The sequence below is a fragment of the Cellulomonas humilata genome (assembly GCF_013359775.1).
Classification (GTDB): Bacteria; Actinomycetota; Actinomycetes; order Actinomycetales; family Cellulomonadaceae; genus Cellulomonas; species Cellulomonas humilata.
In genome coordinates this window covers 186,392-208,202 of the sequence record NZ_JABMCI010000070.1, presented here as the reverse complement: position 1 = coordinate 208,202, position 21,811 = coordinate 186,392, and the positions used below count along the sequence as shown (strand labels likewise).

General features: G+C 73.2%; 15 protein-coding genes. 7 read left to right on the top strand and 8 right to left on the bottom strand.

Annotation, left to right across the window (positions count from 1 at the left end; genetic code table 11):
* Nucleotides 1-4: 4 nt before the first annotated feature.
* On the bottom strand, nucleotides 5-364 hold the full coding sequence (locus tag HP550_RS18010) for a hypothetical protein (protein ID WP_175349054.1): 360 nt from the start codon (nucleotides 362-364) through the stop codon (nucleotides 5-7).
* The gene (locus HP550_RS18005) at nucleotides 361-7,914 is read right to left on the bottom strand and encodes an IPT/TIG domain-containing protein (protein ID WP_175349053.1); all 7,554 of its coding nucleotides are present in this window, start codon (nucleotides 7,912-7,914) and stop codon (nucleotides 361-363) included. The genes HP550_RS18010 and HP550_RS18005 overlap by 4 nt, the downstream gene beginning before the upstream one ends.
* 130 nt (nucleotides 7,915-8,044) lie before the next feature.
* Here HP550_RS18005 and HP550_RS18000 point away from each other — a divergent pair, with 130 nt between their 5' ends.
* Complete coding sequence (locus HP550_RS18000; RefSeq protein ID WP_175349052.1) at nucleotides 8,045-9,106, top strand: serine hydrolase domain-containing protein; 1,062 nt, start codon at nucleotides 8,045-8,047, stop codon at nucleotides 9,104-9,106.
* A 3-nt stretch (nucleotides 9,107-9,109) separates the two neighbouring features.
* On the opposite strand, the gene HP550_RS17995 is transcribed toward HP550_RS18000, so the two are convergent.
* Nucleotides 9,110-9,412: a hypothetical protein gene (locus HP550_RS17995; RefSeq protein WP_175349051.1), complete on the bottom strand. Its 303-nt coding sequence runs from the start codon at nucleotides 9,410-9,412 to the stop codon at nucleotides 9,110-9,112.
* Nucleotides 9,413-9,415: 3 nt separating this feature from the next.
* On the bottom strand, nucleotides 9,416-11,329 hold the full coding sequence (locus tag HP550_RS17990; RefSeq protein WP_175349050.1) for a M3 family metallopeptidase: 1,914 nt from the start codon (nucleotides 11,327-11,329) through the stop codon (nucleotides 9,416-9,418).
* A 34-nt stretch (nucleotides 11,330-11,363) separates the two neighbouring features.
* Between HP550_RS17990 and HP550_RS17985 the strand changes: the two genes are divergently transcribed.
* Entirely contained in the window at nucleotides 11,364-11,873 is a 510-nt protein-coding gene (locus tag HP550_RS17985; RefSeq protein ID WP_175349049.1) for a nucleoside/nucleotide kinase family protein, read from the top strand.
* A gap of 6 nt (nucleotides 11,874-11,879) precedes the next feature.
* On the opposite strand, the gene HP550_RS17980 is transcribed toward HP550_RS17985, so the two are convergent.
* Genes HP550_RS17980 through HP550_RS17970 form a run of 3 tightly spaced genes read right to left on the bottom strand, consistent with a single transcriptional unit; the run spans nucleotide 11,880 to nucleotide 14,813 of the window.
* A complete protein-coding gene (locus HP550_RS17980; RefSeq protein WP_175349048.1) occupies nucleotides 11,880-12,173 on the bottom strand; it encodes a DUF1905 domain-containing protein in 294 nt (97 codons plus the stop codon).
* The gene (locus HP550_RS17975; RefSeq protein ID WP_175349047.1) at nucleotides 12,173-12,997 is read right to left on the bottom strand and encodes a tryptophan-rich sensory protein; all 825 of its coding nucleotides are present in this window, start codon (nucleotides 12,995-12,997) and stop codon (nucleotides 12,173-12,175) included. Before HP550_RS17975 ends, HP550_RS17980 begins: the two co-directional genes overlap by 1 nt.
* A 43-nt stretch (nucleotides 12,998-13,040) precedes the next feature.
* The gene (locus tag HP550_RS17970) at nucleotides 13,041-14,813 is read right to left on the bottom strand and encodes an ABC transporter ATP-binding protein (RefSeq protein WP_175349046.1); all 1,773 of its coding nucleotides are present in this window, start codon (nucleotides 14,811-14,813) and stop codon (nucleotides 13,041-13,043) included.
* A gap of 74 nt (nucleotides 14,814-14,887) precedes the next feature.
* Here HP550_RS17970 and HP550_RS17965 point away from each other — a divergent pair, with 74 nt between their 5' ends.
* The 3 genes from HP550_RS17965 to HP550_RS17955 all read left to right on the top strand — a co-directional run bounded on the left by HP550_RS17965 (nucleotide 14,888) and on the right by HP550_RS17955 (nucleotide 17,598).
* The gene (locus HP550_RS17965) at nucleotides 14,888-15,445 is read left to right on the top strand and encodes a TetR/AcrR family transcriptional regulator (RefSeq protein ID WP_175349045.1); all 558 of its coding nucleotides are present in this window, start codon (nucleotides 14,888-14,890) and stop codon (nucleotides 15,443-15,445) included.
* A 5-nt stretch (nucleotides 15,446-15,450) separates the two neighbouring features.
* A complete protein-coding gene (locus tag HP550_RS17960; RefSeq protein WP_175349044.1) occupies nucleotides 15,451-15,945 on the top strand; it encodes an FBP domain-containing protein in 495 nt (164 codons plus the stop codon).
* Between the two features lie 102 nt (nucleotides 15,946-16,047).
* A complete protein-coding gene (locus tag HP550_RS17955; protein ID WP_175349043.1) occupies nucleotides 16,048-17,598 on the top strand; it encodes a M20/M25/M40 family metallo-hydrolase in 1,551 nt (516 codons plus the stop codon).
* A gap of 43 nt (nucleotides 17,599-17,641) precedes the next feature.
* On the opposite strand, the gene HP550_RS17950 is transcribed toward HP550_RS17955, so the two are convergent.
* Nucleotides 17,642-19,555, bottom strand: coding sequence for a discoidin domain-containing protein (locus HP550_RS17950; protein WP_175349042.1), 1,914 nt, complete (start codon nucleotides 19,553-19,555; stop codon nucleotides 17,642-17,644).
* Between the two features lie 127 nt (nucleotides 19,556-19,682).
* Between HP550_RS17950 and HP550_RS17945 the strand changes: the two genes are divergently transcribed.
* Nucleotides 19,683-20,681: a LacI family DNA-binding transcriptional regulator gene (locus HP550_RS17945; RefSeq protein WP_175349041.1), complete on the top strand. Its 999-nt coding sequence runs from the start codon at nucleotides 19,683-19,685 to the stop codon at nucleotides 20,679-20,681.
* Between the two features lie 66 nt (nucleotides 20,682-20,747).
* Nucleotides 20,748-21,809, top strand: coding sequence for a pectinesterase family protein (locus HP550_RS17940; RefSeq protein WP_175349040.1), 1,062 nt, complete (start codon nucleotides 20,748-20,750; stop codon nucleotides 21,807-21,809).
* Nucleotides 21,810-21,811 lie beyond the last annotated feature (2 nt).

Here is a 21,811-nt window from a genome sequence, read left to right as displayed (position 1 = left end):
TCGGTCACCCGTCGCGGGTCGGCCGCGCGGAGTCCTGCCCGCGGTCGTGCACGGTGACCTCGCCGTCGTCGTGCACCGTCAGGATCGTGGTGGTGCACGCGCCCCCGTCGAACGAGGCGAGCACCGTGCCGTCCTGCGCGGACACGACGATGCCGGTCCCCACGCACTCGTCCCCGGGCAGGCTCCGGCCCTCCCGGGCGGGCAGCTCGACGACCTCGTCGGACCCCTCGAACGTCACCACCACGGGCTGGTCGCTCTCGTTCGTCAGCTCCGCGGCGTCCGGCGGGTGGTCGATGCACCCCGCGAGCGTGGCGACGAGGGCGACGGCGCCGAGCACGGCGGCGAGCCGGTGCCGCACGGTCACGGAGCGCCTCCCCCCTGCTGCACGGGTGCCGTCCCGCGACCGACGGTCGGCGCGGGCGCGGGCGACTCGGAGCGTAGCCCGCGCGGCATCGTCCGGGCCTCGATCGGCCCGTCGCCCATGTCGCCCGCGCGGAACGCGAACACGGCGGTGTTGGTGGACAGCTCGGAGCTGGGCTCCCCGAGCAGGTAGACGTCCGCACCCACGCCCTCGACCGAGGCCCGCGCCTCGTCGGCGTCGAGAGCGACACCGAAGTAGAGGGTGAAGGTGACGGGCGAGCCGGGACGGACCGGCCCGAGGTCGAGGTCGATGAGCCCGCCCTGGTCGGTCGGGCCGTACCGGTCCACGTAGCCCACCGAGCCGAGGGAGGTCGCCGCGCTGGTCGGGTCCGCGTACGCGAAGCCGTCGTTGGTGAGCACGACGACGTTGCTGTCGTCCCCGTCCGAGGTCTTCGCCCAGGTCACGTACTCGTCGAACGGGGTCGGTGCGACGTCGAAGTCGACCGCCCGCCGGTACGTCACGTGGTCGGAGTTCACCAGCGCACCCGTGCGTTCCACGGTCACGTTCACGGCGTAGAGGTCGTCGTCCGACGAGGGCTCGTACTCGTGCGTGACGCGCAGGTCCCCCGTGCTGGTGACGATCTCGGCCGAGTCGGCGTCCGCCTGGAACGACCGGAGCGTGACGTTGCTGGCCGAGCCCTGGGAGTCGACGCTGCCGTGGTCCCACTGGTTGCCGATCCCCCACGCCTCGCACGCGCAGCCTTGCGCCAGGACCTCGGTCTCCGGGGAGTCGGCCCTGCGCAGGCCGAGGTCGTCCAGGATCACCGACCCGAGCCGGGTGACCCCGATGTCGATCGTGCCGTTGCTGAGCTGCGCACCGCGCGGCGCGAACGCCACGTCCCAGGTGAACTCGGAGGTCCCGCGGGGCATGAGGGCGACCGTGGGGCTGGGCACCTTGCCGGTGTTCGTGAGGACGAGCACCGCGGTCGGGCAGGCGTCGTCGAGCGTCACCGAGACCGACCCGTCCTCGTCGCCGCGGCTGACCTCACGCGGACCCGCGCAGAGGTCCGGGTAGTCGGACACGCCGAGCACCGACGCGTAGGTGGTGCCGTCCGGGCCGTGCACGGACACGTCGAGCTCGCCGGTCACGCCGGCGGGCTTGGTCACCTCGACGTACTCGGCGCCCCCGGCGGCCAGCCGGATGCTGCCCGACCCGGAGGTGACGGTGCCCGTGAGCTGCAGCGTCGTGGTCGGCGGGCGGGTGTCGGCACCGAGGCGGCTGCGCCAGATCCCGCCCGGCTGCGCGTCCTCGTCGACGAACCCGACGCCCTCGTCGTACCCGAGGGCGTACATCTTCTGCCGGAACTCGTCGATGGCCTCGGCGTAGGAGTCGCCGCCGCCCTTGGCGACCTCCTCGAACGCGGACGCGGGCGAGCGGCCGAACGGCCAGTCGTCGATCTCCGCCCAGCTCTTCTCCACCGCGGACGGCCCGCCGTACTGCTCGTCGAGGAACTCGGCCATGACGAACGCGCCGTACTCGGGGCCGCGTGCGGAGGCCAGGTCACCGGCGTCGAACGGCAGCCGGGAACGCTCGACGAAGTCGTCCAGCGAGATGGCGTAGGACGACCGCTGCGTCAGCCCGGGCACCGAGCTCTGCACCAGGTGCGCCCCCCACTCGGCCGACGCCTCCATCCACCAGTACGGGTTGTTGACCGGGTTGGCGACCCGCGCCGCCGACACGTACTGGTACTCGACCTGGTGGAAGAACTCGTGGTGCGGCAGGTACTCGGTGACCTCGGTCGGGTCCGAGTCCATGATGATCGCCGCCGGCGTGTGGCCGAACGCGCGGGGGATCCGGGGCAGCGAGATCCCCGCGCCCTCCTGCATGTACTGCGACAGGTAGGCGTTGACCTTGTAGTCGGGGACCCGGAAGCCCTCGGACTGGTAGACCTGCCGCGCGCGCTCGAGGCCGTCGACGATCATCGTGACGAACTCCGAGGAGGTGCCTCCGTCCTCGGTCTCGCCCACCTGGTCGGACTCGTAGTGGACGACGAAGTTGTCGGACACCGCGATGCAGTCGAACAGGATGTCGAGGAACCGGATCACCTTGCCGCACGCGGTGACGTTCGCTCCCCGCATGGCCCGACCGGCGACCGGGGTCTCGTCGACCGGGGTGAGCAGGTCGGCGAGCTCGTCGGAGATCGTCCCCCCGGCGGTGAGGGCGCCGACGAGGTCCGCACTGCTGGGTGTGTCCGCGACCGCGCCCGTCCGGTACTGCTCGGGCAGCGCGACGGGGTCGATCGTGGCCTGGAGCAGGAGCCGCGCCAGCTGGTCGGCGGTGAGCAGGCCGGCGGCGTGGTCGGCCTGCAGGCGCTGCGTCGTCGTGGCGGCGGCGTCGACCGTCACCGCGACCCGCTCGGACACCTCGGCGCCGGTCGCGTCGACGACCACCAGCTGGTAGTCACCGTCCGGCCAGGTCCGCATGTCGTCGGCCGTCGCGGTGACGTCCCACGTCCCGGAGCAGGTGCCGGAGCCGACCAGGTCGGCGACCCGGACCGCGGGGCCGTCGGCGGTCACCACACCGAGCCCGACGCCCGCGCCCGCCGGGCACGTCGTGACGACGGTCGTCGGGGACCACAGGTGCCGGCCGGCCGGAACGTCGAGCACGTAGGGGTCGTCGCTGACCACCAGCCGCACGTGGCGCGTCGCGCCCCACCGACCGAGCGTGTCCTTGCCGACGACGTGCAGCCACCACGTGCCCGGCTCCACGGTCGTGGCCAGTCGGGCCTCCGTGCGGGCCAGCGCCGGGTCCGGCACGGTCGTCGGGCTCGCGTCGAGCACCGCCGCCCACGCCTCGACGTGGTCCTGCTCGGCGGCCGAGAACGTCGCGACCACGTGCCGCTGGCTCGTGGGCACGTCCTGCGTGTGGGACCCCGCGACCTCGGGGGCCGAGGGCGCCGTCGAGTCGACCGCCACCGCATAGGTGGAGAACTGGCTCCAGTGGCCGGCCAGGTCCTGGGCGCGCACGTGGACGAACCACTCGCCGTCGTCCGACAGCGGCAGCACCGCGGTCGTCTCGGTGGTGTCCACGCCCTCGTGGTCGGCGTCCACGACGAGGGGGGCCCGGAACAGCGACGCGACGGGCGGTGCGGGCGGCAGCTCGTCGCGGGTGACGCGCACGTCGTAGCCCGCGATGCCGGACGTGTCGTCCGGGGCGTCCCACTCCACGGTCACGTCGCGCTGCGTCGAGACGACCCCCGCGGGATGCGTCGGGCTGCGCAGCGCGCCGAGCTCGGGGGCCACCGTGTCGACGCCGACGCGGAGGTGGGCCACGTTGCTCGCCGTCCCGTCCGCGAGGACCGCGCGCACGTGCACCCAGTGCTCGCCGTCGGCCAGGCTCAGGTGCCGGGAGGTGGTCAGGTCCTCCTCGACGGTCGTCCCGGGGTCGGTGGTCGGGCTGGCGTCGACCGCGACCGCGTAGCCGGCGATCGTCCCGGCCGCATCGACGCTCCAGTACACGTCCACCTCACCCGTGGTGATCCAGGGTTCGGACGGGTACGCGGTGAGGACGGGGGTGCCGACCGCCCCGTACAGCTCCGCGCTCCACGACCCGACCGCGACGCCCGTCGGGTCGATGGTGACCGTGTGGGTGCCGGCCACGGTCGGTGTGAACGCCAGCACGGACCCGGAGGTCGAGACCGTCCGCGTGACGAGCGTCGTGCCGGTCGGTCCCCGCACCGTCACGCGCGCGGAGGCGGGTCCGTCGAACACCCGCAGCCGCGCGGGGACCGCGGCGGGCAGGGTGGTCTCGAGGACCACGTTCTGGCCGGGGGCCACGACGGTCGTGACCGCCACGGGACCGCCCGCCTCGATCGGCTGGACGACGTCGGCCGGCACGTCGAACACGGCGACGTCCACCGACCCGACGGCGCCGCCCTGCGGGTCCACGAGCACGGTGTACGTGCCCGAGACCGCCAGCGCGCGCGGCTCGACGAAGGTGCCGGCGGTCCCGAAGCCGGTCGCAGTGGCAAGGACCGTGCCGTCGGGCGCGAGCAGGGAGACGCGGGCGCTACCGGTCGAGGAGCCGTACGTCGACGCGGTCAGCTGCACGCTCGCGCGCGACCCGGCGGCCGCGTCGAAGGTGACCCGGGCGTCCTGCCCGAGGGTGGTCGCGACGGTGGTCGCCGTGCCGTCGGCCGTCGCGGGGACGACGACGTCGGGGTCCACGTGGAACGCCTCGATCGTCACCTGGCCCGTGGCCGCGGCCTGTGGGTCGACGACCACGCGGTAGATGCCCGGCTGCACCAGCTCGAGCGTGTCCACGAAGAGCGCCGACCCGAGGGTGGTCGCTGCCACGAGCGTGGTGCCGTCAGGGCGCAGCACGCTGACCTTGGCGCTCGCGAACGTGCCGCCGGTGAACCGGAGGGCGAGCAGCCCGCCGGCAGCACCCTCGACCTCGGCGGCCGCGCCCTGCCCCGGCGTGCCGGTCACCAGCGTGACCGGGTCGCCGTCGGCCACGAGGGCCACCGGCACGACGTCCGGGACGGGGTGCACGGTCACCCGCACCGACCCCACCGCTGCGGCCTGCGGGTCGACGAGCACCCGGTACACACCGGTCTGCGGGAGGGCGCGGGCGTCGACGAACAGGCCCGACGAGCCGACGCCCGTGGCCGCCACGACCGCCGTGCCGTCCGGCGCCAGCAGGCTGACACGCAGGTTCGCCGTGCTCGAGCCGAACGTCGAGCCCGCGACCACCAGGGACACCACCTGACCGGCGGTCCCGGTCAGCTCGGCGATCGAGTTCTGGCCCGGCGTCCCCACCGTGAACGTGATCGGCGTGCCGTCGGCCGCCGCAGCGACGACGTCGTCCTGCGGGACCGGGACGAGCTCGAGCGTGACCGAGCCGACGGCCGTGCCCTGCGGGTCCACGGTGAGCGTGTGCACGCCGTCCGTCGTGAGGGTGCGCGGCTCGACGAACGTCCCGGTGGCCACACCGGTGGTGGGCAGGACGACTGTCCCCGCGCCGTCGGTGAGCGTGAGGCGCAGGGTGCTCGTCGAGCCGTAGCTCGAGGACGTGACCTTCACCGCGACGCGCTGACCTGCCACGCCCGCGAAGCGGATCCGGGCGTTCTGGCCCGCGTCGGTGGTGGCGACGGTCACGGGCGTCCCGTCGAGGGTCGCGTCGACGACCTGCCCGTCCAGGTCCACCAACTCGACGGCCACCTGGCCGGTGGCCGTGCCCTGCGGGTCGACCACCACCTCGTACCGCCCGGCGAGGGTCAGCTGGAGCTGGTCGACGAAGACGCCGGCGGTGCCGAACCCGGTCGCGGCGACCAGCGTCGTGCCGTCCGGTCGCAGCACGGACACCCGTGCGCTCGCGGTCGACGAGCCGAACGTGGACGCGGTCAGCCGCAGCGCGACCTTCTGACCCACCGCTCCGGTGAAGCCGAGCCGCCCACCCTGACCGGGGGTTCCCGTGGCGACCGTGACGGGCTCGGCACCGACCGCACCCTCGAGCACGAGCTCGGCGGGCACCCGCCAGCCGGCGACGTCCACCTGGCCGACGGCCGCACCCACCGGGTCGATCGTGAGCGTGACGTCCCCGGACGCGGGCACGGCGAACGTGTCGAGGAAGGTGCCTGCCGCGCTGAACGACCGCGCGGCCACCAGCACCACGCCGCCCGGACCGGTGGCCGAGACCTTGGCGGCCGAGCTGCCGAACGTGCTGGCGGTCAGGGAGACGCTCAGCCTCTCGCCGGCCTCGGCGTGGGTGACCAGACGGGAGACCGACCCGGGCACGGGGACCGCGACGGTCGTCGCGGTGCCGTCCAGGGCGAGCGCGCGCGTGTCGTCGACCACGGCGGAGGCGCGCAGCGTGACGGTGCCGGTGGTGGTCCCGGTGGGGTCGACGACGATCCGGTGCACGCCGGCGGTCGCGATCGTGAACGGCTCGACGAACGTCCCGGAGGTCGAGGCGGTGACGGGTGCGACGACGGTCGCACCCGTGGGGCCGACGACGCTGACCAGCGCCGTGACGGTCGAGGCGGCCGTGCGCGCCGAGAGGCTCACGCGGGAGCCGACCGTCGCGGTGAACGTCGCGGCGGCGTTCTGACCGGGTGTCGTCGTGGTCAGGTCGACGGCGGTGCCGTCGAGCGGCGCGACCGCGGTCGGGTCTGCCGGGACCGCCCACACCCGCACGGTCACGCCGCCGAGCAGGGCACCGGCGGGATCGACGACCACCCGCACGTCACCCGTGGCGTCGAGGGTGCGCACGTCGAGGAACTTCCCGGCGGTGCCGAAGCCGACCGGGGCCACGAGCGTGGCGCCGTCCGGGCCGAGCACCGACACCCTGGCGCTCGACGTGCTCGAGCCGAAGGTCGAGGCGGACAGGTCGACCGCGAACCGGCCGCCGGTGTGCGGGAACGTGACGACCGGGTTCTGCCCCGGCGTCGTCGCGCTCGCCAGCACCGGGGTGCCGTCGGTGGAGGCCTGCTGCGCCGGGCCCGTCGGCACGTCGTGCGCGCGCACGGTCACCGCACCGGTCTGAGCACCGGCCGCGTCGACGACCAGCGAGTACGTCCCCGCCACGGGCAGGGTCACCGCGTCGAGGAACACCCCGGCGCTGGGCAGGCTCACCGGCGCCAGCACGACCGAGCCGTCCGGGCCCACGAGTCGCACGGTCGCGGCGGTCGGGGTGGCGAGCGTCGCGGCCGAGAGGGTGAACGCGACCGTCTGCCCGGCGGTCGCGGCGACGGTGGCCACCGCGTTCTGTCCGGGCACGGTGGTGGTGACGGTCACCGGGGAGCCGCCGGGGACCAGGTCGGCCGTGGCGTCGACCGGCACCCGGAACGCCTCGACCTGGACCTCGCCCACCGCCGTTCCCTGCGGGTCGATCAGCACGGTGTACGTGCCCACCGCCGGCACGGCACGGGCGTCGAGCCAGAGCGCCGCGCTGCCGAAGCCGGTGGCCGCGACGAGCGCGGTGCCGTCCGGGCGCAGGATGCTCACGCGCGCCTTCGAGGTGGAGCTCCCGAAGGTCGAGCCGGTGAGGCGGACGGCGAGCCGGTCCGTCGTCTGCAGAGGCAGGGTCAGCACGGCCACCTGGTCCACCACGGCGACGCGGGCGGTCGACGCCACACCCGAGGTCAGCCGGCTCGCGGGCAGCGTCTGCGCCACGGTGAACCCCGTCGGCGGGATCGTGGTGTCGGTCGGGCTCTCGGCCGTGCCGGTGGACGTCTGCACGACGACCGGGCCCGTGGTCGCGGTCGTCGGCACCGTGACGGTGACGGCGGTCGAGGTCTGCGCGGTCACGACCGCGGGGACGCCGTTGATCGACACGGCGTTCCCGCCCGGCGTCTCGGAGAACCCGGTGCCGGCGATGGTCAGTGCGCTCCCGCGCGCGACGACGGCCGGGGACAGGCCGGTCACCGCCGGGGCGTCCTCGACGGCAGTGCCCAGGGGACCCGCTCCCGCTGGGGCCGCCCCGAGGAGCGACGTCACCACCAGGGCGGTCACGACGGTGGTGAAGGTCCGGCCGGCGCGCGCGAGTGTCACAGTTCCCCCTGCAGTAGTCATGCCGCGTGATACAGCCGGATCCTGCCGGACGTGGCCTCCGGTTCGTCCCGAACGGACCGCAATCATCCGATCGGCCTAGCGTGTCGGACCTTCCGGGCACAGTGGACGCATGGATGTGAGGACAGCGGTCGAGGCCCGGGTCGGTTCCGGTGAGGTGCACGGTGCGGCGTGGCTCGTCGACCGGGCGGGGCACGTGACCGTCGGGGCCGCGGGCATCAGCGCGCCGGACTCGATCTTCCGCATCTCGTCGGTGACCAAGCCCGTGGTCGCGGCGCTCGCGATGCAGCTGGTCGACGACGGGCTGCTGCGGCTGGACGACCCCGTGGACGCCCTGCTCCCGGAGCTGGCCGACCGCCGCGTGCTGCGCGATCCTGCCGGCCCGATCGACGACACCGTCCCCGCCGACCGCCCGATCACCGTGCGGGACGTGCTCGAGTTCCGGCTCGGCCTCGGCATGGACTTCGCCGGACCGTTCCCCGGCACAGTCCTCGGCGCCCTGGCGGAGCGCGGGCTGCCGGTCGGTCCGCCCGCCCCGCAGCAGTCACCGGACCCCGACGAGTGGATGCGGGTCGTGGGGAGCGTCCCGCTCGCCGCGCAGCCGGGCGCCCGCTGGCTGTACAACACGGGCGCGCAGGTGCTCGGCGTCCTCGTGGCGCGCGCCGCGGGTCGCCCGCTGCCGGAGCTCCTGGCCGAGCGGCTCCTCGACCCGCTCGGCATGGCGGACACCGGCTTCCACGTCCCACCCGAGAGCCTCGGCCGGTTCGGCCGGCAGTGGCTGGGGACCGACGTGTACGACGAGGTCGACGGGCAGTGGGCGCGACCGCCGGCGTTCCCCGACGCCGCCTCCGGTCTGGTGTCGACGGTGGCCGACCTGCACGGGTTCGCAGCCAGCCTCCGGTCGGCTCCGCGAGCGGACCTGCTGACCGCGCGGGGCGGCGCGCACGACGCCGACGGACGTGAGGGGTGGGGGCTCGGCATCGGGGTGCTGCTCGCCGACCTCCCCGACGGTCGGCACGCCGGCAGCTACGGCTGGGACGGCGGCCTGGGGTCGACCTGGTGGACCGATCCCGCCACGGACACGGTCGCGATCCTGCTCACCACGGACGCGTGGACGTCACCGCAGCCGACGCCCGTGTTCACCGACTTCTGGGCGGCGGCCTTCGGGCAGTGACGCTCAGGCGAACCGCTCGACGAACGCGATGACCGTCGAATCGTTCCACCCGTCGATCCCCTCGAACACGACCGTCCGCTCGGGCGACGCCATCCACACCTGCTCGAGCCGGCGGAAGTCGTCCTGGTCCCCCTCGGCGCTGACCGCCCAGGTGAACTCGGCGGTCTCCCGGTTCAGGTACGCGGAATCGACGGTGAACCCGTAGGCGGCCCGCGCGGGCACCAGGAGGGACGGCCACCACACCAGGAACTCGTCGACCAGGTGGGGCTTGAGGTTGTAGCGGCGGAGCTGGACGGTGCGGCTCACGGGTCAGACCGTCCCCTCGGCCAGCCACGCCTCGAAGGCGTCGAACGACGACGGCCGCCCGAGGAACCGCTCGACCAGCTCGGCGGCGTCGGCCGAGCCCCCGGGCGCCAGGATCGCGTCGCGGTACCGACGGCCGACCACCGGGTCCATGAGCCCGTCGGTGAAGGCGGTGCGCAGGTCCTTGGCGATGACCAGGCTCCAGAGGTACGTGTAGTAGGCCGACCCGTACCCATCGAGGTGCCCGAACCCGGCGTACTGGTGGGTCTCCGGGATCGGGGTGTAGGGGCCGAAGCGGGCGTCGACGTCGGCCGTGTAGGTGGCCAGGTCGGCGGGCGGGTCGGCGTGCAGCCCGTAGGACAGGGCCGTGTAGTTGAGCTGGCGACGGGTCCACGCGCCGCGGCCGAACGCGTCCCCGCGGCGCATCCGCTCGACCAGCGCGGCGGGGATGGGCTCCCCGTCGGCGTTCGTCGCGAACGAGCCCAGCACGCCCGCGTCCCAGCCCCACTCCTCCAGCAGCTGGCTGGGCGCCTCGACGAAGTCCCACTCCGTGGCCACGCCGGAGAACATCGCCCACGGCTGGTTGCCGCCGAGCACCTCGTGCACCAGGTGGCCGAGCTCGTGGAAGAACGTGAGGACGTCGTCGTGCTCCATCAGGCCGGTCGGGAAGTTGCACACCAGCGTGCCCTCGGGCAGCGACCGGCCGGCGATGCCCGGCACCAGCGGGAACTGGGCGGCGTGGTTGAACTTGCCGGGCCGCGGGTGCATGTCCAGGTACACCCGCCCGATCGCGCGGCCGGCGTCGGTGACGTCGTACACCTCGACGTCCTCGTGCCACGTCGGCACGTCCACCCGCTCGAGCACGATCCCGAACAGCCGCGACACCACGTCCAGCACGCCCGGCTTCACGGCCTCGTAGCGGAAGTACTCACGGACCTCGCGGAAGTCCACGTCGTACTGCTCGTTCTTGATGATCTGGTCGTAGTACAGGTTGTCCGCCGCCGTGACCGCCGTGGCGTCAGGCACGTCCTGGCGGTACCGCGCGAGCATGACGTCCACGTCGTGCGCGGCGTGCTCGGCGGTGAGCCCGTCGAGACGCTCGACCAGGTCCGCGATGGCGCTGCCCGAGCCGATCATCTTGACCTCGGCGTCGTACGTGGGCCAGTCCGGGTAGCCCAGCAGGGTCGCCCGCTCCGCGCGCAGGCGCAGCAGCTCGGCGAGGATCGGCTCGTTGGCCGGCCACCCGATGAGCTGGTGCTCGCGGGTGAGCGCGAGGCGGACCGCGGGGTCGGTCGCGTACGTGCGGACCGGCAGGAGGTCCGGGTACTCGGTGGTGAGCGTGACCAGCCCGTCCTCGTCAGGCGCGTGCTCCGCGCGGAAGTCGTCGGGCAGCCCGTCCAGCTGCTCGGTGCGCACCCGGATGCTCCGGACGTCGTCGCGGATGTTCCGGGAGAACTCCAGGCCCAGCTCGGTGCACCGCTGGGCGAGCGCCCGCAGACGGTCCCGGTCCTCCGCCGAGCGGTCCACGCCGGCGCGGCGGAAGTCGCGCAGCACCCGGTCCCGCACCCGCAGCGCGCCCGGCTCCAGCCCGTCGGGGTCGGTCGCGGCGAGCACCTGCCACAGCTCGTGGTCCAGCCCCCGTTCGGTGACCAGGTCCTCGGCCGCCTGCGCCCGCTCCTCCGCGGCCACGCGCAGGTCGGCGTCCGGGTGCACCTCGGCCAGCAGGTGCGCCGCCGACGACGCGGTGCCGATCGCGACGTCGGCGTCGTTCCACAGGTCCAGCACCTCGACCGTCGTGCGCGGCGCCCCGTCCTTCAGCCGCGCGACGAGGGCGCGGGCGTGGTCGAGGCGGGCGTCGACCGTGGTGGCCAGGAAGTCCGGCCAGGCGGTCGCATCGGTGGGAAAGCTGGTCGTCGGCATGGTCCCGACGATATCCACCTGACATGGTGACTGCGTGGACGGTTCCGAGCTGGTGGTGATCGGTGGGCGCTCCGGCGTGGGCAAGTCGTCGGTGGCGCACGCCCTGCACGCGCTGCTGCGGGACGCCGGCGTGCAGCACGCGGTCGTCGAGGGCGATGCCCTGGACCTCGCGTGGCCGGCGCCGTGGGAGCACCGCCTGAGCATGCGGAACCTGACGGCGATCTGGGCCAACTACCGCGAGCTCGGCTACCGCCGGCTGATCTACTCGAACACCGTCTCCGTCCTCGAGGCGGACGAGCTCGCCGGCGCGATGGGCGACAGCCCGCGGATCACGGGCGTCCTCCTCACGGCGTCCGACGAGGTGGTCGACGCGAGGCTCGCGGCGCGGGAGTCCGGCGAGGAGCTGGCCGCGCACGTCGAGCGCTCCGCACGCGCCGCACGTCGCCTCCAGGCCGACGCACCGTCGTGGATGCCCCGCATCGCGACCGACGAGCGCACCCCCGCCGAGGTGGCGCGCACGGTCGCCGACCTGCTGGCGTGGTGAGACGCGTCAGCGCGGACCGCCCAGGATCAGCCTGACGGTGACGGTGTCGCCGACGTCGAGGTACTCGGCCTTGCGCACCAGGTCCTTGACGGGCACCAGGTAGCGGCCGTCCTTCGGGAACAGGGACGTCTCCCACTCGGTGTCGTCGATCCGGGCGAGCACCGGGATCACCCCCCAGCCGTAGCTGACCTGCGAGGACACCGCCTTGATCGCAGCGCTCTCGGCTTCCGGCACGGGGACGTAGTGATACGGCGACGGCCCCCGCCAGTGGATGATCTCGCCGCTGAACGTCAGCTCCATCACACCAGGGTCCCGCGCCGCGCCACCCGGGCGCGAGAGGCGATCGACGTGACGACAGGTGCCAGCAGGGCGATGCCGGCTGCGACGAACGCGGCCGCAGCCACCGTCTCGTCGACCACGGGGCCGGTGGTGCGGCCGAGGCCGATCCAGGTCAGGCCCCACGCCATCGCCAGCCCGATCGGCACGATCACCGTGGGCCGCGTCCGGCCGAACACCGCGTACGCGATCGACAGCGCGGCCGCCGCGGCGAGCACGATCACGGACCATGCCGTCGCGCCCAGCCCGAGGTCCCCGACCCCCGCGTCGGCCAGGAACGCGGCGATGTTGGCGAGCGTCGCCACGCTGACCCAGCCGAGGTAGAGGCCGACGGTGAGGTCCGTGACCACGGACGCGGCCAGGCCGGTGTGGGCGATCCGGACGAGCCGCACGAAGACCACCGCGAGGACGGCCAGCAGCACTCCGATCACCACGACGCTGCCGCCCACCGAGCCGGCCTGGACGACCCCGATCCACAGGGCGTTGAGCAGCATGGACGCCAGCACCCACCACGACACAGCACGCAGCCGCGGGTCGGCGCCCTGGCGCGGCAGGGCCTGGACGACCGCGAAGACACCCAGGCCGAGGTAGATCAGCGACCAGATCGAGAACGCCGGGGAGTCGGGGGCCAGCGGGGTGGCCGTCGCGGACAGGGCACCTCCGGCGGCCTCGGCGATCGGCTGCCCGCCGAACGCGCCCGAGCCCACGGCCGCCCCGGCGATCGCGACGACCGCGCCGAGCAGGACCGCGACCTGGCGGACCCGGTCGCGGGTCGTGGTGGTCTCCATGCCCCCAGCGTGCCAAAACTCAGCATGCTGAGCATCTTGAGAGCTACACGCCCACGCTCTCGCGTCCCGGGAGCTCCACCCCGATGCGCAGCGCCTCGACGAGGTCCCGGTACAGGCTGTCGGTCGCCAGCAGCTCCTCGTGCGTCCCGCGGGCCCGCACGGCGCCGTCCTCCATCACGAGGATCGTGTCGGCGTCGAGCACCGTGGACAGCCGGTGCGCGACCGTCACGACGGCGCCGCGCGACGCCAGGTCCCGGATGCAGTCGTGGATCGCCGACTCCGTGAGGCCGTCCACCTGGGCCGTCGCCTCGTCGAGCAGCAGCACCTCCGGCGCCTTGAGGATCGCCCGAGCCAGGGCGATGCGCTGCCGCTGGCCACCGGAGACGGACGTCGAGGTCAGCGACGTGTCGAGCCCCTCCGGGAGCGCGTCGAACGCCCCGTCCAGCCGGACCGCCGCGAGCACCCGGTCCAGCTCCTCGTCCGTGGCGTCGGGCGCGCTGAACACCAGGTTGTCGCGGATCGACCCGGGCACGATCGGCGTCTCCTGCTCCACGTACGCGAACCGCTCGCGCAGCCGGTCGTGCCCGATCTCCGCGAACGGCCGCCCGTCCAGCAGCAGCTCCCCGGACTGCGGCTCGAGGAAGCGCAGCAGCAGGGAGAAGATCGTGGTCTTGCCGGCACCCGAGGGGCCGACGAGCGCGGTGTGCCCCCGTCGGGGCACCGTGATCGAGACGTCCCGCACCGCCGGCTCGGCGTCCGGGCCGTAGGCGGCGGTCACGTTCCGCAGCTCGATCACCGGCGTCGCGTCGTCGGGGACGTCCTCGACCGGGGCCGAGGCCACAGGCTGCTCGCTGTCCATCTCGGTCACCTCGCGGATGCGCGCGGCGGCCGCGATGCCCGACTGCAGCTGCGTGAAGGCCTGGGTCAGCTCGGTGATCGGTCCGACGATGTTGAACGCGTACAGCAGGAACGCCACCAGGCTGGACACCGCCAGCAGGTCCTCCGACACCCGCCACGCGCCGAGCCCGAGGATCACCACGATCGCCAGCTGGATCCCGCCCCACGAGATGGTCCAGGCGACGGCGGTGGTCCGCACCGCGCGCACCGAGTGGTCCTTGGCGTCGCGCGCGTCCGCCAGGATCCGCTCGCCCTGCCGTTCCTCGGCGCGGCTCGACTTCACGGTCCGGACCGCCCGCAGCGTCCCCTCGAGCGTGCCGCCGAGCCGCCCGACGGACTCCTGCGCCGCTTGCTGGGAGGTCGCGATCCCCGGCAGCAGCAGCGCCATGAGGATGCCGACCACGATGATCGCGCCGATGGTCGTGGCCAGGAGCACCAGGTCCAGCACGGCCATGAGGATCAGGGTGCCGACGAGGGCCACGACGCCGTTCACCAGGCTGACCAGGCTCGACGACGCCGCCTCGCGCAGCAGGAGCGTGTCCGAGGTGGTGCGCGTGACCAGCTCACCGACGGGGCGCCGCGTGACGGCCGGCACCGTGGCGCGCAGGAACCGGCGGACCAGGGTCTCGCGCGCGTCGAGCACGATCCGCTCGGCCACCGTGCCCATGAGGATCCACTGCGCGAGCCCGATCGCGGAGCCGAGCACGAGGATCACCAGGAGCAGCGCGACCGGCTGCGCGAGGCTGACCCCCGTCGACAGCGAGTCGAGGACCCACTTGGTCACCATCGGCGTCGCGAGGCCCATGGCGGTCGCCGCGAGGCTGAGCACGAGGCCCAGGAGCAGGGCGCGCCGGTGCGGTCGCGCGAAGCCGAGGAGGATGCGGAGCTTCTCGCCGCGCGGAGGTTCGGAATCCGTCATTCCTCCAGTGGAACACTGATGTTCCATAAAGGTCAACAGCGTTCCCCGGTGGAACGGGCTGATACTTTTGGGGGATGACGGTCGAGCTCGAGACGGGTACGCGGATCCGGACCCGCAAGGCGATCCTCGACGCCGCTGTCCGGGTCCTCGCGCAGGACCCCGGCGCCAGCCTCGGGCAGATCGCCGACGCCGCCGACGTCGGCCGCACCACCCTGCACCGGTACTTCCCCGACCGCGCCGACCTGCTCGCGGCGGTGACCCAGGAGGCCGGCCGCCGGCTGGGCGACGCGGCGGTCCGGGCACGCCTCGAGGAGGGTCCGGGGCTCGACGCCCTGCTCCGGGCGTGCCAGACGTGCCTCACGCTGGGCGACCTGCTCACCCTGCTGTTCACCGAGACGATCTCGCTCGAGGCCTGCGGCGACGAGGACGGGTTCTCGCGGGCGCTCGACGACGCCATCGCGCGCGGGCTCGCCGACGGCACGCTCGACCCGCGGCTCTCCCCTGCCTGGTTGCAGGGCACGTTGTGGTCCTCGCTCTACCTGGCCTGGAGCGAGCTGCGCGAGGGGACGTCGCCGCAGCACGACGTCGTCGGCCAGCTCCTGCTCACGGTGCGCAAAGCGCTGTCGGCCTGAGCCCCATGGACCCCCTGACCGAGAAGCTCATCCGCTCGTCGTTCGTGAACTGCTCACGCCGCGAGGCCGCCCAGGTGACCCTCCCCGCCGACCTGTCCGAGCTGCGCTGGGACCGCCTCGACTACCTCGGCTGGATCGACCGCAAGGCACCCCTGCGCGCCTACGCGGTCCTGCCCGTCGAGGACGCCCTCGTCGGGATCGCCCTGCGCTCGCCCGAGGTCGCCGGCAAGCGTCGCCGCGCGGTCTGCGCGTGGTGCGAGGACGTCTACGCCACCGAGGACGTGTCGATGTACGTGGCCCGTCGCGCCGGTGCTCCCGGCCGCAACGGCGACACCATCGGCACCCTGATCTGCACCCGCTTCGAGTGCTCCGCCAACGTCAGGCGCACGCCCACGATCATCGAGGCGGGAGAGGACCCCGCGGGGGTCGTCCGGCGCCGCATCGCGGGCCTGCGCGAGCGGTCCGCGCGGTTCGCCGACGAGGTGCTGCGGGGGATCTGAGTCTTCCACCCGTGCCCGATATGTGCTGGTGTGGGGTCGGCCGACAGGGGGTCGGCCCCGGCGTGGCCCACGGGTTGCGCCGACACGTGAGGAGGCCCGCCTGTGGCGCCACGTCGAACACTGGTCGCACTCGTCTCGTCCATCACCATCGTCGCCGCCGGGGCCCTCGCGTCCCCGGCGGCGGCGCACGGTCGTGGAACACCCGAGGAGAAGTTCGCCCAGAAGGTCACCACCCGCAACGTCGTGGGGCACCTCGAGGCCCTGCAGAGGATCGCCGACCAGAACGGCGGCAACCGTGCCGCGCTCACTCCCGGCTACGAGGCGAGCGCGCGCTATGTCGAGCGCACCCTGAAGAAGGCCGGCTACCGCACGGAGCGGGACCCGTTCACGTTCGAGGTCGAGGTGGTCGACACCGCCAGCTTCACGCAGAACTCCCCGAACCCGGCCTCCTACGACGTCGACCAGATGGCGTTCTCGCCGAACTCGCCTGCCGGAGGCGTCACCCGGGACCTGGTGGCGTCCACCGTCGACCCGCTCGGCTGCGCTGCCGACTCCTGGGCGCCGGGCACCCTCACCGACAAGATCGCGCTCATCGGTCGAGGAACGTGCCCGTTTGCCGCGAAGGCGGTCCTCGCCGAATCGGCAGGTGCCGACGGCGTCATCGTCTACAACAACCTTCCCGACGTGCAGCTCTCCGGCACCCTGGGCGAGGGGAACCCTGTCACCGTCCCGGTGGCCGGGATCACGCAGGCGGACGGCCAGGCTCTCGCGTCCGCGCTGGTCTCCGGACCGGTGAACGTCACGCTCGACGTCTCGCTCCACTTCGAGCCCCGGGAGTCGTTCAACGTCATCGCCGAGACCCGGCAGGGCCGCGACGACAACGTGGTCATGCTCGGAGCACACCTCGACGGCGTCGAGGAGGGACCGGGCATCAACGACAACGGGACGGGGTCGGCCACGATCCTCGAGGTCGCGGTCCAGCTGGCCAAGTCCCACACCCGGCACCACAACACGGTGCGGTTCGCGTGGTGGGGTGCCGAGGAGCTCGGTCTCGAGGGCTCGACGGCGTACGTCGAGGAGCTGGCCACGCAGGACGGCGAGCTCGGCCGGATCGCGACCTACCTCAACTACGACATGGTCGGCTCGCCCAACTACGTCATCGGCGTCTACGACGCCGACCAGTCGACCCACCCGGCGCCGCCCAACGTGCCGATCCCCGAGGGGTCGGCGGCGACCGAGGACGTGCTGACCGATTGGTTCGACGCCACGGGACAGCCGTGGGTGGACACCCAGTTCTCCGGGCGGTCCGACTACCAGGCGTTCATCCTCAACGGCATCCCCGCGTCGGGCCTCTTCACGGGTGCTGACGGCTCGAAGACCGCGGCCGAGGTCGCTCTCTTCGGCGGCACGGTGGGGATCCCGTACGACCCGAACTACCACCAGGCGGGCGACACCCTGTCGAACGTGAACCGGGACGCGCTCGGCATCATGACCAAGGCGATCGCCGCGTCGACCTACAGCCTCGCGTGGGACACCGAGGCGATCAACGGCGTCTCGGGCCCCGGCGACGGTCACACGTGGCCCGGCCACGGCCACGGCCCCGGCAAGCACGGCAACCTCGAGGATCGAGTCACCCTGGAGCGCGCCTCCTGACGACCGGGTGGCGCGCACGGTTCCTCCGTGCGCGCCACCACCGTCAGCGGTACAGGCGGATGTCCGCGAGGCTCCACCAGCTCCCCGCGGTCGCCGTGGAGGTGATCCGCAGGTGCCGGGCGAGGGTCGGGCGGACGGTCACGGTGGTCAGCTGCCCGGTCGCCTGCCCCTCGGCGATCTCGCGCCAGCGGCGACCGTCGGTGCTGACCTCGACCCGGTAGCCCCGGGCGAAGTCGCCGAGGTTGTCACCGGAGTCGACGGCGACCTGCCGGAACAGGGTCGGCCGGCCCAGGTCGACGGTCAGCGACTGACCGGGCACCTGAGCGGCGCCGCTGGACCAGCGCGTCGAGGCGTCACCGTCGACGGCGAGGCCGGCGTCGGCTGAGGCGAGCGACGCGGTCGCCGTGGCACCCGACAGGTCGAGCTGACGCGGCACGTCCCGCAGCGCGCGGGAGTCCGGCCAGGTGAACGTGGCCAGGGCGCCGCCGGGCAGCGTGTACTCGAACGACCGGTCACCGACGGCGACCGCGAAGCTGCGCGGGTCGTCGTTCTCGTTGTGCACGACCAGGGCGGTGGAGCCGTCCGGGTTCCGGAACGCGACGTCCATGATCTGCCCGTTCCAGCCGGTGGTGCCGAAGCTGGTGGACCCGATCCGCTGGGCACCCGGCCGCACGAACTTCGCCAGGTGGCCGATCGTGTAGTACTCGGCGTCGGTGCGGACCGTGCCGTCGTCGGCGATGGTCAGCAGCCCGGTGCAGGTGCCGCAGCCGCCCAGGTGCGGGGTGCCGTCCTCGCGCAGCGCGATGTTCCAGTTGACCACCGACTGCGCCCAGTTGCGGGTGGTGCCGATGGCGATCGTGCGGGCGTGCCAGGTGAGCGTGCCGCGGAAGATCTGCTCCGGGGTGTCCGTCGGGCCGTGCGACCCGGAGCACTCGGTGAACCAGATGCCCTTGGTCGGGAACGCCTCGTGCAGCGCGGTCTGGTCGCTCGGGTTGCCGTAGTAGCAGTGGTACGCGGTGCCGGCGATCCACGTGGCGGCCGGCCCGGAGAGCAGCTGGTACGGGTAGTCGGTGGCGGGGTCCTCGCCGGGCGGGGTGTTCGCCGCGTCGTTCGGGTGCGTCTGCCAGTTGTGGTCGTAGCCGAGGATCTTGGTCCGCGGGCTGGCCTTCTTCAGCAGCGGACCGAGCGCCAGGATCACCTTCTCCTGCTGCGCGACCGGCATGTCCGTGCCCGGGTAGGCGTCCGGCGTGCGGTTCTGCGGCTCGTTCTGCACGGACAGGAAGTCGATCGGGACACCCGCGCTCGTGTACGCCTGGACGAACTTCACGAGGTAGCGGGCGTAGGCGTCGTAGATCGCCGGGTCGTCCTTGAGCCGGCCGCCGACGAGCGAGTCCGTGGTCTTCATCCAGGCCGGCGGGCTCCACGGCGTGGCCATGACCTTCACGGCCGGGTTGAGGCGCTTGGCCTCGCGCAGCAGCGGCAGGATCTGCTCCTCGTCGTGCGCGATCGAGAAGTGCTCCAGCGGGAGGTCGGTGGCGCCCGGCGCGACGTCGTCGTATGTGTAGTGCTCGGCCTCCGCGGTGAAGTCGGACGAGCCGACCGGCTGGCGCAGGAAGCTCACGCCGATGCCGTCGCGCGCGTCGAACAGCGACCGCATCGCGTCGTCGCGCGCGGCCGCCGGGAGCGCGGAGAGCAGGCTTGCCGACGAGTCCGTGATCGACGCACCGAAGCCGTCCATGGTCTGGAAGCGCTGGTTCGGGTCCACCACGATCGTGGTCAGGTCGCTGCCGCCGCGCTCGAAGGCCACGGGGTCGCGCTGCTGCAGGAGCTCGGCGCGGTCGGGCGTCGTCACCCAGACCTGCGCCTGCGGCTCCCCTCGGTCACCGGCCGACGCCGGTCCGGCGACGCCGACCACCAGCGATCCGACTGCGAGCAGGGACAGGGCTGTTCGTCTCATCGTGCGCTCCTTGCCGAGCGGCTTGTCCACGGCGGCGCTGCCGTGAAACACTCTGTAACACTTCGCTCGTATCGGACATACCGTGTCCCCGTACGGCATCGTTGTCAATGAAACGAGATGTAACGCCATGGCACACAGCAGCGTGCGGCAGATCGCCGCGGACTGCGGGGTGTCCATCGCCACGGTCTCGCGCGTCCTCAACGGGCACACCAGCGTCGCGCCGGACACGCGCGCCCGCGTCGAGGCCGCGATCGCCGCGCGGGCCCCCGCCGTCCTGGTGCCGCGCCGGAGCACCATCCCCCGCAGCGGGCCGGTCTTCGTCCGCTGTCCGTACCTGCTGAGCGACTACTTCGGCCTGATCGTCTCCGCGGTGACCGAGACCCTGCGCCTGCAGGACCGGGTGGTCCACCTCGACGCCGGTGAGTCGTCCCAGTCCAGCCACCCGCTGGCCACCCTGGCGGGCTCGGCCGCCGGAGCGATCCTCGTCCTGCCGCCCGAGGACCCCGCGGAGCTGCTCGCCCTGCGTCGACGGGGGTTCCCGTTCGTCGTCGTCGACCCCCGCACCCGGCCCACCCCCGACATCGCGTCGGTGTCCGCCGCCCACGTGACGGGCGCGCGGCGCGTCACGGCCCACCTGCTCGAGCTCGGACACCGCCGGATCGGTGTGATCGCCGGCCCGCAGGAGTGGCTGGCCGGCAGCGACCGCCTCGCCGGACACCACGCGGCGATGGGCCAGGCGGGCATCCTGTCCGACCCGGCGCTGATCCGGCTGGTGCCGCCCACCCTCGAGGAGGGGTTCGAGGCCGCGGGTCACCTGCTGGACCTGCCGGAGCGGCCGACGGCACTGGTGTGCTTCAACGACAAGATCGCCGTGGGGGCGCTCCGGGCCGCCCAGGCGCGCGGGCTCGACGTCCCGCGCGACCTGTCGGTGACGGGCTTCGACGACATCGACATCAGCCGGGCGACGACGCCCGAGCTCACGACCGTGCGCCAGCCGCTGGAGGAGATGGGACGCACGGCGGTCGCCCTGCTCAGCCGGCTGATGAACCGGGACAAGGTCGAGGCGCTGCACATGGAGCTGGCCACCGAGCTGGTGGTGCGAGGCTCCACCGGCCCGCCCTCTTGACGCCCCTCGACCGGCTGCCCTAGCGTCGTCCCGCCGCCGGGCAAGCGCTTTCTCACAGGGGTTGAGATGCACGTACGACGACGTACAGGCCTGTTCCTCGCCACCTTCGCCGCCCTCACCGTCGCGCTCGGCGGGAACGCCTCGGCGCACGAGAGACCCGACGCCACCGTCGCGCCCGACGGCCGCGGGGACTTCACCAGCGTCCAGGCGGCCATCGACGCGGCACCCGCGGGCGCCACCGAACCGTGGGTCATCGCGGTGCGGCCGGGCGAGTACCGCGAGCTGGTCAAGGTCCCCGCCACCAAGCCGTTCCTCACGCTCGTCGGCACCGGCCGGCACGCGCAGGACGTCGTCATCGCGTACGACAACGCCAACGGCACACCCAAGCCCGACGGCTCCGGCCCCTACGGCACGTCCGGGAGCGCCAGCGTGACGCTCGACGGCGCGGACTTCACCGCCCGGAACCTCACGTTCGCCAACCTGTTCGACGAGGCCGCACACCCGGAGATCACCAACCGCCAGGCCGTCGCCGTCCTCACGCGCGCGGACCGGCTCGTGTTCGACCGCGTCCGGTTCCTCGGCAACCAGGACACCCTGTACGTGAACAGCTCGGCGGCCGCCGTCGTCGCGCGAGCGTACTTCCGCGACTGCTACGTGGAGGGGGACGTCGACTTCATCTTCGGTCGCGCGACCGCGGTGTTCGAGGGCGGGCAGGTGCACTCCCTCACGCGCGGCTCGACGACGAACAACGGGTACGTGACCGCGCCGAGCACCATGATCGACAACCCCTACGGGTTCCTGTTCACGCGGGTGCGGTTCACCAGCGACGCCCCCGCCGGCACGGTGTTCCTGGGCCGGCCGTGGCACCCGAGCAACGACCCGAACGCGATCGGGCAGGTGCTCATCCGCGACTCGTGGATCGGGGACCACGTCGGCGCGGTCGCGTGGGCCGACTTCTCGGGCGGCTGGTCGTGGCGGGACGCCCGGTTCGCCGAGCACCACAACCGCGGACCCGGCGCGCTGGTCACGGACGACCGCCCGCAGCTCGACCGAGCCGCCGTCGCTGGGTTCACCGTCCGCGCGTATCTCTCCGGTGCCGACGGCTGGTCCCCGAGAGGACCACACTGAGC